The following is a 13,121-nucleotide window of genomic DNA, read 5'->3' on the forward strand; positions in this document are numbered from 1 at the left end:
GCCACCCGCCGGATGAGGCCCCCGTACTCGCCGCCGTCCACGGTCACCTGGCCGACCTCCGCCGGATCGACGCCCTGGCCGCGCGAAGCCGCGCAGGGCCGGGGTCGGGGCGCCATCGGCGTCGTAGGCGGCCGCCAGGTGGGGGCCCTTGACGACCTGCTCGGTGTCGGGCTCGCCTGGCTCCAGGTCGGTGACGATCACGACGAGGCGGCGGGGCGTGCTGGTGACATGGTGCCCGCACGCGTCGGTGGACAGGCCCGCTGCCTCCAGTGCTCGGGTCAGCTCGCGGGCGAGGTGGGCGGCGGCGCGCTCGGGCTCGCCGGGCGGAGGTTCCTCCGCCCCGATCTCCAGCGCGAACGTGCCGGGCGCGGAGAGCTCCGGGAGGGTGGGGGCGCACCCCTGTGTCGCCCGGCAGGTGGCCGAGTTCGGCGCGGCGTTGGGTCTGGAGGTTGGGTTGTTGCCGTGGTGGGAGTCGTGCGGGCGGACGCTGGGTTCGGTGTGGGCCGCTCTCCAAGGTTCGGGGCCCCAGGACGCGCAGGGCGGTGGCGGGGGTGTGCCGCGCCGGCCTCGGTGTTCGTGGGCTGGGTGATGAGGCGGATCAGGGCGTCCTGCGGGGCCGGTCTCGGCGGGGTGGGTGGGGTCAGCGGCCGAGGGCTTGGCGGATGGCCTGTTCGACTGGGGAGTAGGTGCCGTCCGGGCGGTGCAGGGTCAGGGGTTCGGCTGGGTGGAGTGGGGGTTGGGCCATGAAGCGGGGTTCGGTGCCTCGGTGGGGTTGGGCGGCGTGGACGACGAAGGGGTGGACGAGGTAGACGTCGCCCGCGCGGCCGGTGGCGTGGACGACCGGGCGGTGCTCGGTGGCGGCCTCGGCGCGGCGGGCCAATTCCATGAAGGGCAGGCCCGCCTCGCCTGCGGGTTCGAGGATCGGGGCGACGTCGAGGTGGGAGCCGGTTCTGATGCGGGTGGGGGCGTCGTTCTCGCCTACGTCGGAGAACAGGAAGAGCAGCAGGAGGGCGCGGCCCTTGGACTCGACGTTGGTGCGCCAGGACATGAAGTCGGCGGGGTCGTCGCCCTCGAAGCTCGACTCCACGTGCCAGCCGTCGTCGCCGGGGTCCTCCTCGCTCGGGAAGCGGACCGGGACGGTGCCCAGGCCGGGACGCGGCACCCAGCGGCCCGGGCCCACGAGGGTGTCGAAGGCGCTGTGGAGCGCCGGTGTGTTGGCGGCGATGCGGAAGGGCTCTTGGGCGTAGTGGAAGAGGCGCACTACGGGCTTTGTCCATGTGGAGCGGTCGTCGGGGTCGCAGCCGGTGTCCGGCCACATGACGCGGCGGCATTCCGCGGCGATCTCGCGGGGGAACGCGCCCTCCACCTTTACGAAACCGTCCTCGATGAAGGACGTCACTTCTGGGTCGTTCATGGCGATCAGGATGGCGTGCGGGGGCCGGGGCGAGCGAACGGTTTGTTTCCGCGCTAACGTCATGCCCGGGGGCGGTTTGGGGCCACTCGGAGGAAAGGCACAGCGATGGATCAGGACCCGTTGGACCAGGAGAGGCCGCCCGGGTTGAACCCGAATGTTCCTCATTCGGCCCGTGTCTGGAACTACTGGCTCGGTGGCAAGGACAATTACCCCGCTGACCGTGAGGTCGGGGACAAGGTCCGGGAGCTCTATCCGGGGATCGTCGACATCGCGCGGCATACCCGTGCCTTTCTCGGGCGTGCTGTGCGGTATCTGGTCGCGGAGGAGGGCATCCGCCAGTTCCTTGACATCGGTACCGGGCTGCCGGTGGTCGACAACACCCATGAGGTGGCGCAGCGGATCGTGCCCGAGTGCCGCATCGTGTACGTCGACAATGATCCGCTTGTGCTGGTGCACGCGCGGGCGTTGCTGAACAGCAGTCCCAGTGGCGCGTGTTCGTATATCGACGCCGATGTCCGTGATCCCGACAAGATCCTGGCGGGGGCGGCCGAGACGCTCGACTTCTCCCAGCCGATCGGGCTGATGATGCTGGGGATTCTCGGGAACGTGCACGACGACGATGAGGCCCTGGCGATCCGTCACCGGCTGGTGGGGGCGCTGCCGTCCGGGAGCTTCCTGGCCCTGGAGGACGGGACGAAGATGGTGCTGCCCGAAGCGGCCGCCAAGGCCGAGCAGACCCGCGCGGAGGGCGGCGACCCCTATCGGTTGCGCACGCCCGCGCAGATCGCGCGGTTCTTCGACGGGCTCGAGCTGCTGGAGCCCGGTGTGGTGTCGGTGTCGCGGTGGCGGCCCGAGGCCGGGCCGTGGCCGCAGCCCGACGAGGTGGACGCCCTGAGCGGCCTGGCCCGCGTCCCCTAGGAGCGGATGACGTTCAGCTCGACGCCGCCGACGATGCGGCCGCGCAGGAGTTCGGCCAGGCGGTCGGAGACCCGCTGGACGGTGACGCGCTCGTCGTGACCGGCGGCGATGCCGAACCTGATGGCCAGTTCGGCGCCGACGCCCTTGGTGACGCGGACGCGCTCGACGCCCGAGTCGCCCCCGAACGCCGCCTCGATCGCGGCCAGGACCTCCGGGTCCTCGTGCGGGGGCGGTATCGCGCGGCCCTCGGCCAGCAGGTGCAGGCGCAGGCCGTCGACGGCGAAGGGCACCGGGCCCGCCACGTCGACGACCAGCGCGTGCGCGCCCTCGTCGAGGGCGGCCAGGCAGGCCTGCCGGGCGTGCACGGCGACCGGGCGGGCGTCGGCCCGCCAGGCCTTCATGGTCTCGTTGGAGGTGAAGCCCAGGACGCCCCGGCGGCCGTCCTCGCCGACGAGGGTCGGCAGGGCCATGTCGCTGGACTTCTCGCGGCGCAGTTCGCCGGGGGCGACGTCCTCCTCCTCGGTGAGGACGGCGACCACCGGGACCAGCAGGCGCGAGTCGTACAGCTCCTGGAGCACGACGTGCTCGCCGACGCGCCCGGCCGCGAATCCGGCGAGCGCCTCGGCCAGCCGCGGGTCGGGGCTGCCGTCGTCCGCGGGGAACTGGGGTTCGGGAATCGTCTTTCCGGACACGGCAACGAGCGTATAGGCAACGACGCGCACCGAGGGCTACGGTTTACATACATTGCGTAAGTGAGGCGTCGATCACTCGGCGAGGTCGGCGATCGCCGCGACGGTGCCGCCGCCCGACGGGCCCTGGTGGACGGCGGCGACCGAGACGAACACCGCCGGGTCGCCGGTGACCGAGGCCGCCACTCCCCCGACGCACGCCTTGATCTGGCGGTGCCAGTGCACGTCGGAGTCGTCCAGCATGATGTTGCGGCGGCCCCGGACCGATCCGGACGGGTCGGCCTCGCACTTGATGAAGACGTTCACCAGGCGTTCACCGAGGTCGGCGGTGCGCGGACGTTCGGGCAGGTCGAGCCCGGACGCGCGGATGGCGTCCCACACGCCGTCGGCGTCCAGGGCGTCGCGCATGACGCCGTGGCCGGCGCGGTAGCGGCCGCCGATGCCGCGCACGTTGCCGACGACGACGATCTGCGCGCGGTCGAGCTCCACGCCCGACGAGCACGACGCCACCGAGGAGTACAGCGAGAGGTCCTTGTGGATCTGCTCGGCGGCGGGCGTCTCGATCTCGCCGAGCGCCACGGCGATGCCGAGCGCGGTGGTGGAGTTGGAGATGTCCATCGACTTGAGGGTGTCCTCGGTGACGACCGTGCGGCCCCGGCCCTTGGCGTCGTTGATGGTGTCGAGCGTCAGCAGCGGCGTCTTGGTCTGCACGTAGTGGACGTCGGCGGGGTCGTCGATCCCGGCGGCCTTCATGGCCTCGCGCACCCCGGCCGCGACGGTCTCGACCATCGCGGGACGGCCGATGTCCTCGGGCAGGATGACCTCGCTCATCGCCACCCCGACCGACAGCCTCGGCTCGTCGGTGGGCGTCACCGACGCCGGGTCGACGGTCGCGAAGATCGTGGCGTGCGGGCTCAGCACGCCGTCGGTGCCGCCCGACCACACCAGCGGGACGCGCCGCACCTCGTCCTCGCTCCGGGTGCCCTTGGCGAGCAGCACCTCGCGGAACGCCCGGTCGGCCAGCAGCCGCGTGTAGTCGTTGACGCCGCCGTTGCCCTCGGTCTTGCCGACCACGGCCAGGACCCGGTCGGCCGACAGGACGCCGTCGTCGATGAGTCGGACCAGCCCGGAGGCGTCGGTCACGCTCTCGATGGCCACCTTGCGCACTTCGATCGGATCGGGCACGTCGTCACTCCTCGATGATGGTTCCTGCCTTGCCGCGGACCGCGTCGGTGATCCGGTCGAGCGAGGTGATCACCGCGCGCCGGCCGCCGGCGGCGACGAACCTCCGCGCCGCCTCCACCTTCGGGCCCATGCTGCCGTCGGGGAAGTGCCCGGCCCGCGCCAGCGCGCCGAGCTCGGCGACGGTGGTGCGGCGCAGCGCGCGCCCGTCCGGGGTCCCGTACCCCGCGATCACGTGTTCCACGTCGGTGGCGATGACCAGCGTGGACGCGCCCAGCTCCCGGGCGAGCAGCTGGGCGGCCAGGTCCTTGTCGACGACGGCCTCGACGCCGCGCAGGACGTCGCCGTCGCGCACGACGGGCACTCCCCCGCCGCCCGCCGCGACGACGACGTGCCCGGCCTCCAGCAGCAGCGCGGCCGCGGCGGCGTCCAGGATCTCCAGCGGCTCGGGCGAGGCGACCACGCGCCGCCAGCCGCGCTCGCCGAACGGCTTCCATGACTGGCCCATCGCCGTGCAGCGCCGGGCCTCGTCTTCGGGGAAGTAGCGTCCGACGGGCTTGGCCGGGGCGGCGAAGCCGGGGTCGGCGGCGTCGACGCGGGTGCGGGTCACGACGGTCGAGACCGGGCGCTCGGCGCCGCGGGCGGCCAGGGCGCGGCCCAGCGCGTTCATGATCAGGACGCCGACGGTGGCCTGGGTCTGGGCGCCGCACCAGTCCAGCGGGACCGGCGGGACGACGTGCGCGGCGAGCTGGTTCTTGATCAGCAGATTGCCGACCTGGGGCCCGTTGCCGTGGGTGAGCGCGACCGTGGCGCCGTCGGCCACCAGCTCGGCGACCCGCTCCATCGCGACCGCGACCGAGGCGGCCTGGTCGCCGGGCGTGGCGCTGCCGTCGGGCGCGGTCATGGCGTTGCCGCCCAGCGCGATCAGCACCCGCTCGCCCGTCCCCCTGCCCATTCGCCGACGCTATCGGCGCGCGGGACGGCGCCGCCTGGGCGAGATCCGCCCAACCGGCGCCGTCCCTTCGGCAACTCGCGCCGTTACCTCGCGCTCTGGATCGCCGCGATCAGGCGCTTGGTGTCGGGCGTGCCCATCTTGACGAACAGCGGCAGCGTGCCGAGATCGGCCTGGTAGCCGCGCAGGTCGCCGCCGTTGACGACCTTGCCCCGGGCGACGTCGTACCAGGTGCCGGGCGGCAGGTGGACGTCGCGGGAGGTGCCCTCGGTGAGCACGGGCGCGGCCAGCAGCGAGTCGCCCAGCAGCCACTCGTCGCTCACGGTGTAGGCGGCCTCGTCCTTCGGGAAGTTGAAGAACAGCGGCTTCATGATCGGCTCGTTGCTCGCCACGGCCCGCTTGACCTGGTCCTGGATGTAGGGGTTCAGGGCTTGGTGAAGCCGCATCGCCTTCCCGTAAAGCTCGGCGACCTCGGGCGGGTACACCACCCACTTCTTGTTGACGAAGTCCCACACCTTGTCGGGCGCCGTGGACGAGTACACCAGCGGCATCGCGGCGGCGGACTGCGCCCAGCGGACCAGGACCTCCTTGGTGGGCGGCGGCATCGAGGACGAGCCGCCGATCATGTCGGTCTCGACGAAGGGGTAGCCGACGGTCGAGATCGCCAGGTTCTGGGTGACCGAGGCGCGCAGCGAGCTCCAGTCGGTGCCCTTGTCGACCTGCCGGGTGACGAAGCCGTACTTCTGCGCGCCGGTCCAGTGCACGCGGATGCCGATGCCCTGCTGGTCGAAGCCGTCGGCGAGCTCGGCGCCGAGCCTTCGGTAGTCGGCGGCGTCCAGGCCCGAGGCGGGGGCGCAGCGCTCGTCGAAGAAGCGGGTGTCGAACTTGAAGCCGTCCACGCCGTAGTCCTTCTCCAGCGCGTGCAGATGGTCCTCGTACCACTTGTAGGCGGCGGGGTTGCCCAGGTCGATGAGCCCGGCCTTGCCGTTCCACCAGGTGACGGTGCACGGCGTGTTCGGGTCGTCCTTGGACTTGAGCAGGTAGCCCTTCCGCTTGGCCAGCTCGTAGTTGTCGGCGTCCAGGTTGATCCACTGGGTGACCCACAGGCCGAACTTGTAACCCATCTTGTGGATCTCGTCGGACATGGCCTTGGGGTCGGGGTACTTGGTGGTGTTCCACTCGAAGTCGCCGTAGTGCTTCATCCACCCGTCGTCCAGCGACATGGTGTGGCCCGGGATCTTCGACGCCTTGATGCGTCGGGCGTAGTCGAGGAAGTTCTTCTGGTCGATCGTGGAATAGTACTGCGCCCAGGTGTTCCAGAGCGGCGTGGCGTACTGCTCGGGGGTGGCGTCGCTCTTCTCGGGCTTGCCCGCGATGCCGACGTAGTCCTCGTACACGCGGCGGGCGTTCTTCTCGACGAAGACCGTCGTCCGCAGCGAACCGGTGTCGGTGACGTCGAGGTCGGCGACGCCCGCGTTGCGGCGGCCGAGCGAGACCCGCATGAGGTTCTTGGTGTCGACATAGACCCCGGCGGCGGTCTTGGTGAACCAGAACGGTTCGAGCATCAGGTAGGACGCGGGCCCGAACTTCTCGTCGTTGACCTGCTGGTTCCCCTTCGCCGCGTCCAGCGGCCAGGGCTGGAGGGTGGCGGGCTCGCCCTCGGCGTCGCTCTTGGCCTCGCCGTGGCCGTACCAGTGCCCGCCGGACTTCAGGTCGTAGTGGACGCCGGTGGCGGTGGCCTTGACCCCCTCGACGGTGCTGTCGAGCCGGTAGCGGTCGGATCCCGGCGTGATCGTGACGCGGAGCGCGGCGCTCGGGTCGGTGGTGGCGACGGTCAGCGTGAGCACGCCGCCTGTCCAGGACGTCCTGGTCACCCGGGTGGCGGTGGCGCGTCCGCTGGGCCCGGTGAAGTCGAGCGCGCCGGACGCGGCCGTGGCGAGCACGGTGCGTCCGGCGCGGCGGGTGGTGATCGCGAACGGCTCCTTGGCGATCCGGAGCTCGTAGTCGCGGTGCTTGAGCGTGATCGTCCGGTCGTCCTGGCGGAGGCCGGGCGCCTCGCCGGAGGCGGGAGAGGCGGTGGCGACGGCCGCCACCGGTCCGAGGAGGACCAGCGCGGCCAGGGCGCGGGAGAGGGAGTGCGGCACGGGCACCTCACAGAGGTTGAGCGCGTCAATGCTCGTTTATGAGCGGTTCTTGCGGTTCGCAAGCGTATATACGCACTCCCTCTCAGATCAAGATCACCCCGTCACGCGTCGCAGCCGCTCCACCGCCTCGTCGATCACCTCGTCCTTCTTGCAGAACGCGAAGCGCACGAACCGGGCGCCCTCGTCCGGGCGCTGGTAGAAGACCTGGCTGGGGATGGCCACCACCCCTGCCTTGCCGGGCAGCGCCCGGGCCAGCTCGACGCCGTCCTTGAAGCCCAGCGGGCCGATGTCGGTCTGGACGAAGTAGGTGCCCTGCGGCCGGAACGCGGTGAACCCGGCCGCCTCCAGACCGGTGATCAGCCGGTCCCGCTTGGCCTGGAGCGAGGCGCGCAGCTCCTCGACCCAGGGCAGCTCGTTGCCCAGCGCGTACGCCGTGGCGCGCTGCCAGGGGCCGCCGACCGCGAAGGTCGTGAACTGCTTGACGGTCTGGACCGCCCGTATGTAGGGCGCGGGTGCGGTGACCCACCCGGTCTTCCAGCCGGTGACCGAGAAGGTCTTGCCGACCGAGGAGACCGCGACCGTGCGCTCGCGCATCCCGGGGAGGGTCGCCAGCGGGATGTGCTCGGCGCCGTCGAAGGTCAGATACTCGTACACCTCGTCGGTGAGGGCGACCAGGTCGTGCTCGCGGCACAGCCCGGCGATCAGTTCGAGCTCGTCGCGGGTGAAGACCGTCCCCACCGGGTTGTGCGGCGAGTTGACCAGGATCATCCGGGTGCGCGGGCCGACGGCCGCGCGCAGCTCGTCCGGGTCGAAGGTGAAGCGCCCGCCGTCGGGACGGAGCGTGACCGGGCGCAGCACGGCCCCGGCCAGCGCGATCGTGGCCGCGTAGGAGTCGTAGGTGGGCTCGAAGGCGATGACCTCGTCGCCCGGCCCGGTCAGGGCGAGCACCGAGGCGGCGATGCCCTCGGTGGCGCCGACGGTCACGAAGACCTCCGCCGCCGGGTCGTAGGACAGGCCGTAGCGCTCGCGCTTCTGGTCGGCGACCGCCTGCCTGAGCTCGGGCAGGCCCGGACCCGGCGGGTATTGGTTGAGGCCGGACCTGATGGCCTCGATCGCGGTGTCGAGCATCGCCGGGGGCCCGTCGGTGTCGGGGAAGCCCTGGCCGAGGTTGATGGAGCCGGTCTCCACGGCGAGCGCCGACATCTCGGCGAAGATCGTGGTGCCGAATCCCTGCATGCGCGGTACGAGAGGTTCGCTCACCCCGCCACCCTAATTCGGCTCCGTGATCGTGCAGACTGGGTCCATGCGCGTGGCTCTGTGTCAGATCGAGGTCGGCGACGACCCGGGTGAGAACCTCAAGCGGATGCTGGACGCCCTGGCGGAGGCCGCCGAGGCCGATCTGGCGGTGTTCCCCGAGGCGGCGCAGGTGCGCTTCGGCAACGACCTGGCCGCCGTGGCCGAGCCGCTGGACGGGCCCTTCGTCGGCGCGCTGAGCGAGGCGGCCCGCGAGCACGGCACGGCCGTCGTCGCGGGGGTCTTCGAGCCCGCGCCCGACGGGCGGGTCTACAACACCGTGGTCGGCATCGACGCCTCCGGTGAGCTGGTGGGCTCCTACCGCAAGATCCATATGTTCGACGCGTTCGGCGACCACGAGTCCGAGGACGTCGCGCCCGGCGACCGTCCCGTGGTGGTCGAGCTGGCGGGCACCCGGATCGGCCTGATCACCTGCTACGACGTCCGCTTCCCCGAGCTGGCCCGGGCCCTGGTCGACCTCGGGGCGCAGCTGCTGGTCGTCCCGGCGGCGTGGGGGCAGGGCGTGTTCAAGGAGGAGCACTGGACCACGCTCGTGCGCGCCCGCGCGATCGAGAACACCACCTGGGTCGTGGCCGTCGACAAGGCGCCCGACACCACCCGCCCGCCGCGCGGCGCCCCCGGCGGCGTCGGGCGCAGCCAGCTGATCGACCCGATGGGCACCGTGCTGGCCGACCTCGGCCCCTTCCCCTCGGTGCGCGTCGCCGAGATCGACCCCGAGACCGCGGCCCGCGTCCGCGCGGTGCTGCCCGCGCTGGAGCATCGCCGCCCCGACCTCTTCCAGAGGTGAGCGCGCGGGAACGGATCCTGGACGCGGCCGCCGAGGTGATGCGGACGCGGGGCGCGGCCAAGGCGACCACCAAGGAGATCGCCCGCGCCGCCGAGTACTCCGAGGCGCTGCTCTACAAGCACTTCCGCGACAAGGAGGAGCTGATCCTGTGCGTCCTGCGCGAGCGGATGCCCGCCCCTCAGGAACAGGTGCGGCCCGGCGAAGGCTCGGTGGCGGGCAATCTGACCGGCATCGCCCGGCGCGCCCTGGGCTACTACGCCCGCACCTTCCCGATGATGGCCTCGATGGCCGCGCGGCCCGACCTCATGGCCGCCAGCCGCGAGTCGATGCGCAAGTACGGCACCGGCCCCCAGGAGCCCGTCGTCCAACTCGGCGCCTACCTGCGCGCCGAGCGCGAGCTCGGCCGGGTCAGGGCGGAGGCCGACACCGACGCGGCCGCCGCCCTGCTCATGGGCGCCTGCTTCCAGCAGGGGTTCCTGCGGTACTACGCCGAGGGCGCCGAAGCCCCCGACCCGCCCGAGTCGGACGCCGCCGCCCTCGTCGCCCCGTTGCTCCCCGGCCTGCTCACCCGAGACGGGTCTTGACGACCTTGCCCATGGCGTTGCGCGGCAGCGACTCGACCAAGTGGACGGCGCGGGGCCGCTTGTGGGCCGACAGGCGCCCGGCGACCGCGTCGATCAGGGCACGCTCGGTGACGCCCGCGTCGGCGACGACGTAGGCGGTCACCTGCTCGCCCAGATCGGCGTGCGGCGTGCCGATCACGGCCGCCTCCCGGACGCCGGGATGGGCCAGCAGGGCGTTCTCCACCTCGCCCGCGCCGATCCGGTAGCCGCCGCTCTTGATCAGGTCGGTGGACGCGCGGCCGACGATCCGGTGCCAGCCGTCGGGGCCGATCGCGGCGATGTCGCCGGTGCGGAACCAGCCGTCCGGCGTCAGCGACGCGGCGGTCGCCTCGGGGCGGTTCAGGTAGCCGCCGAACAGCGTCGGCGACCGGACCAGCAGCTCGCCGGGGGTCTCGCCGTCATGCGGGACGGGTGAGCCGTCCTCGGCGGCCAGCCGGGTCTCGACCCCGGTCAGGGGCGTGCCCACATGGCCGGGCCTGCGGTCGCCGTCCGCGCGGGCACTGATCGTGATCAGCGTCTCGGTCATCCCGTAACGCTCCACGGGCCGGTGGCCGGTGAGCGCCGCCAGGCGCTCGAAGACCGGCACCGGCAGCGGGGCGCTCCCCGAGACCAGCAGCCTGGCCCCGGCCAGCGCGCGGGCCGAGCCCGGGTCGTCGCACAACCGCGACCAGACCGTCGGGACGCCGAAGTACAGCGACCCGCCCGCCGCCGCGTACGCCTCCGGCCGGGGCCGCCCGGTGTGGACCAGCGGCGACCCGGCCCGCAGCGCCCCGAGGACCCCGAGGACGAGCCCGTGGACGTGGAACAGCGGCAGCCCGTGCGCCACGACGTCGTCGGGCGTCCAGGCCCACGCCTCGGCGAGGGCGTCCAGGCCCGCCGCGATGGCGTCGCGCGAGATGAGCACGCCCTTCGGCGCGCCCGTCGTCCCGCTGGTGTAGAGGATGAGGGCCGTGGCGTCCCCGGGGGGCGGCGCGAGGGTCGTCCCGCTCGCGGGGAGGCCGTCGACCGGCACCACCGGCGGGTCCGAGGGACCGGGCTCGTAGGCGCCCTCGGCGGCGAGCAGGAGGCTCGCCCCCGAGTCGCCGAGGATGTGCGCCCGCTCGTCCGGTCCGGAGTCGGGCGGCAGCGGCACGACCGGCACCCCCGCCGTCAGGCCGCCCACCACGGCGACGATCGTCTCCAGCGAGGCCGTGGCGTGCACCGCGACGGCCCCGGCGCCCGCGATCTCGGCCGCCACGGCCGAGGCGCGGCCGAACAGTTCCGCGCGGGACAGGCCGCGCCCGTCGACGCGCACCGCCTCGTCCGCACCCGTCTCGCCGCCCAGCAGGTCGGTCACGCGCCCTCCTCGTCCTCGTTCTCCGACAGCCAGGCGAGGACGGACTCGGTGTGCTCGCCCAGCAGCGGCGGCGCCGTGTGCTCCCGCCGCGCTTCGCCGTCGAACCGCAGCGGCGGCCCGGGCAGCTCGATCGGCCCCAGCGACGGATGGTCGACCTCGACCACCAGTCCCTGCGACCTGGTCTGGTCCCACTCGTAGACCTCGTCGATGGACCGGATCGCCCCGGCCGGAACGCCCGCCGCCGCCAGCCGTTCCAGCCAGGCCGCGCGCGTGTCGAGGGCCAGCGCCCGCTCGATGTCGGCCGTGAGGTCCGCGCGGCGGGCCGCGCGCTCGGGGATGGCGGCGTAGCGGGGGTCGTCCGGATCGAGGCCGACCATCGGCGCGAACCGCCGCCACAGCCCCTGGTTGGCGACGCCGATCTGCAGGACGCCGTCCGCGCACCGGAACGTGCCGTAGGGCGCGATCGACGGATGGTCGTTGCCGACGGACTCGGGGACGTCCTTGGCCACCGTCCACCGGGTGCCCTGGAACATGTGGGCGCCCACCACCGAGGCCAGCAGCGAGGTGCGGACGACGCGTCCGCGTCCGGTCCGCTCGCGCTCGTACAGGGCCGCCAGGATTCCGGCCACGCCGTTGCCCGCCGCGAGCACGTCCGCGATCGACAGCCCGACCTTGCTCGGCGTCCCCGGCGGGCCGGTCACGCTCATCAGGCCCGCCTCGCCCTGCGCGATCGCGTCGTAGCCCGGCCGCCCGCCCTCGGGGCCGTCGTGCCCGAACCCGGTGATCGACAGGATCACCAGGCGGGGGTTCAGCTCGTGCAGCCGGCCGACCGGGAAGCCCAGCCGGTCGAGCACCCCCGTCCGGAAGTTCTCGACCAGCACGTCGGCCCGCCGCACCAGCCGGGCCAGGACCTCGGCGCCCTCGCCCGACTTCAGATCGAGGGCGATCGACTCCTTGTTCCGGTTGCACGACAGGTAGTAGGTGCTCACGCCGTCGACGAACGGCGGGCCCCAGCCCCGGGTCTCGTCGCCCGTCCCCGGCCGCTCCACCTTGATCACGCGGGCCCCGAGGTCGGCCAGCGTCTGGGTGGCGTGCGGCCCGGCCACCACGCGGCTGAGATCGACGACGACGAGACCTTCGAGCGGTCCGGGCAAGGAGGCTCCTCCGGGGCGGCGGCTGCTTCCTGGAAGTATGCATGGCGTGCCCGAACCGTCCCCGGCCGCCCTGGCCGCCCGTGTCGCGGCGCTCGCGCCGTCGTGCGGGCCGGCTCGCGTGGTCGCCGTCGACGGGCCCAGCGGCGCGGGCAAGACGACCCTGGCAGGTCGGCTGGCCGCCGCCCTGGGCGGCGCGCCGGTCGTCGGGTCCGACGACTTCGATGTCCCGTGGGACGCCGAGCCGCTCGCCTGGTGGCCGCCGCTGCGCGCGGCCGTCCTCGATCCGCTGGCCGCCGGGCTCCCCGGGAGGCTGCGCCGCTACGACTGGCGCCGGGGTGTCTACGGGCCCGAGGAGGAGATCCCCGCGGGCCCCTTCCTGATCGTCGAGGGCGTCGGCGCGGCCTGGCGGGGGTCGCCCGCCGCCCTGCGCGTCTGGGTCGACGCGCCGCGCGACGTGCGCCGGGCCCGCGCCCTGGAGCGCGACGGCACGGAGATCGCGGCGGCCTGGGACGCGTGGAGCGCCCGGGAGGCACGGCACTTCGCCGCCGACGGCACGCGCGACCGCGTCGATCTCGTTCTCGCTCGATGACGGGGACGACGCTCGGGCG

The 13,121-nt window shown here is 73.0% G+C and carries 12 protein-coding genes and 1 pseudogene; 4 read left to right on the forward strand and 9 right to left on the reverse strand.

What is annotated here, in order from left to right; genetic code table 11:
* Positions 1-138 precede the first annotated feature (138 nt).
* A pseudogene (locus ACQPY4_RS26230) lies at positions 139-351 on the reverse strand (glycine--tRNA ligase subunit beta); the annotation flags it as partial.
* 289 nt (positions 352-640) lie between these two features.
* Positions 641-1,414 carry a phytanoyl-CoA dioxygenase family protein gene (locus ACQPY4_RS26235; RefSeq protein ID WP_433325065.1) on the reverse strand — a complete coding sequence of 258 codons (774 nt, stop codon included), beginning with the start codon at positions 1,412-1,414 and terminating at the stop codon, positions 641-643.
* Positions 1,415-1,519: 105 nt separating this feature from the next.
* Between ACQPY4_RS26235 and ACQPY4_RS26240 the strand changes: the two genes are divergently transcribed.
* Positions 1,520-2,332, forward strand: coding sequence for an SAM-dependent methyltransferase (locus tag ACQPY4_RS26240; protein ID WP_433325066.1), 813 nt, complete (start codon positions 1,520-1,522; stop codon positions 2,330-2,332).
* Here ACQPY4_RS26240 and ACQPY4_RS26245 read toward each other — a convergent pair.
* The 5 genes from ACQPY4_RS26245 to ACQPY4_RS26265 all read right to left on the reverse strand — a co-directional run bounded on the left by ACQPY4_RS26245 (position 2,329) and on the right by ACQPY4_RS26265 (position 8,559).
* A complete protein-coding gene (locus tag ACQPY4_RS26245) occupies positions 2,329-3,024 on the reverse strand; it encodes an SseB family protein (protein ID WP_433325067.1) in 696 nt (231 codons plus the stop codon). The genes ACQPY4_RS26240 and ACQPY4_RS26245 overlap by 4 nt on opposite strands.
* Before the next feature lie 72 nt (positions 3,025-3,096).
* A complete protein-coding gene (locus ACQPY4_RS26250; RefSeq protein WP_433325068.1) occupies positions 3,097-4,206 on the reverse strand; it encodes a ring-opening amidohydrolase in 1,110 nt (369 codons plus the stop codon).
* Between the two features lie 4 nt (positions 4,207-4,210).
* Entirely contained in the window at positions 4,211-5,158 is a 948-nt protein-coding gene (locus tag ACQPY4_RS26255) for a carbamate kinase (RefSeq protein WP_433325069.1), read from the reverse strand.
* Between the two features lie 83 nt (positions 5,159-5,241).
* Entirely contained in the window at positions 5,242-7,305 is a 2,064-nt protein-coding gene (locus ACQPY4_RS26260) for a glycoside hydrolase family 31 protein (RefSeq protein WP_433325070.1), read from the reverse strand.
* An 87-nt stretch (positions 7,306-7,392) separates the two neighbouring features.
* Positions 7,393-8,559: a pyridoxal phosphate-dependent aminotransferase gene (locus ACQPY4_RS26265; protein ID WP_433325071.1), complete on the reverse strand. Its 1,167-nt coding sequence runs from the start codon at positions 8,557-8,559 to the stop codon at positions 7,393-7,395.
* A gap of 43 nt (positions 8,560-8,602) precedes the next feature.
* On the opposite strand from ACQPY4_RS26265, the gene ACQPY4_RS26270 reads away from it, so the two are divergent.
* Both ACQPY4_RS26270 and ACQPY4_RS26275 read left to right on the forward strand, forming a co-directional pair.
* Positions 8,603-9,400 carry a carbon-nitrogen hydrolase family protein gene (locus ACQPY4_RS26270; RefSeq protein ID WP_433325072.1) on the forward strand — a complete coding sequence of 266 codons (798 nt, stop codon included), beginning with the start codon at positions 8,603-8,605 and terminating at the stop codon, positions 9,398-9,400.
* Entirely contained in the window at positions 9,397-9,984 is a 588-nt protein-coding gene (locus ACQPY4_RS26275) for a TetR/AcrR family transcriptional regulator (protein ID WP_433325073.1), read from the forward strand. Before ACQPY4_RS26270 ends, ACQPY4_RS26275 begins: the two co-directional genes overlap by 4 nt.
* Here ACQPY4_RS26275 and ACQPY4_RS26280 read toward each other — a convergent pair.
* Both ACQPY4_RS26280 and ACQPY4_RS26285 read right to left on the reverse strand, forming a co-directional pair.
* Positions 9,965-11,359, reverse strand: coding sequence for an acyl-CoA synthetase (locus ACQPY4_RS26280; protein WP_433325075.1), 1,395 nt, complete (start codon positions 11,357-11,359; stop codon positions 9,965-9,967). The two genes, ACQPY4_RS26275 and ACQPY4_RS26280, sit on opposite strands and share 20 nt — an antisense overlap.
* Positions 11,356-12,513 carry a CaiB/BaiF CoA transferase family protein gene (locus ACQPY4_RS26285; protein ID WP_433325077.1) on the reverse strand — a complete coding sequence of 386 codons (1,158 nt, stop codon included), beginning with the start codon at positions 12,511-12,513 and terminating at the stop codon, positions 11,356-11,358. The genes ACQPY4_RS26280 and ACQPY4_RS26285 overlap by 4 nt, the downstream gene beginning before the upstream one ends.
* 46 nt (positions 12,514-12,559) lie before the next feature.
* Between ACQPY4_RS26285 and ACQPY4_RS26290 the strand changes: the two genes are divergently transcribed.
* Positions 12,560-13,102: a uridine kinase family protein gene (locus ACQPY4_RS26290; RefSeq protein WP_433325079.1), complete on the forward strand. Its 543-nt coding sequence runs from the start codon at positions 12,560-12,562 to the stop codon at positions 13,100-13,102.
* The last annotated feature ends 19 nt before the right edge of the window (positions 13,103-13,121 follow it).

This window comes from Spirillospora sp. CA-294931 (assembly GCF_050946795.1).
GTDB lineage: Bacteria > Actinomycetota > Actinomycetes > Streptosporangiales > Streptosporangiaceae > Spirillospora.

Excerpts from the sequence above, each read along its gene's own strand:
- ACQPY4_RS26240 (WP_433325066.1), top strand. The coding sequence starts at position 1,520 with ATGGATCAGGACCCGTTGGACCAGGAGAGGCCGCCCGGGTTGAACCCG.
- ACQPY4_RS26270 (WP_433325072.1), top strand. The coding sequence starts at position 8,603 with ATGCGCGTGGCTCTGTGTCAGATCGAGGTCGGCGACGACCCGGGTGAG.
- ACQPY4_RS26255 (WP_433325069.1), bottom strand. The coding sequence starts at position 5,158 with ATGGGCAGGGGGACGGGCGAGCGGGTGCTGATCGCGCTGGGCGGCAAC.
- ACQPY4_RS26235 (WP_433325065.1), bottom strand. The coding sequence starts at position 1,414 with ATGAACGACCCAGAAGTGACGTCCTTCATCGAGGACGGTTTCGTAAAG.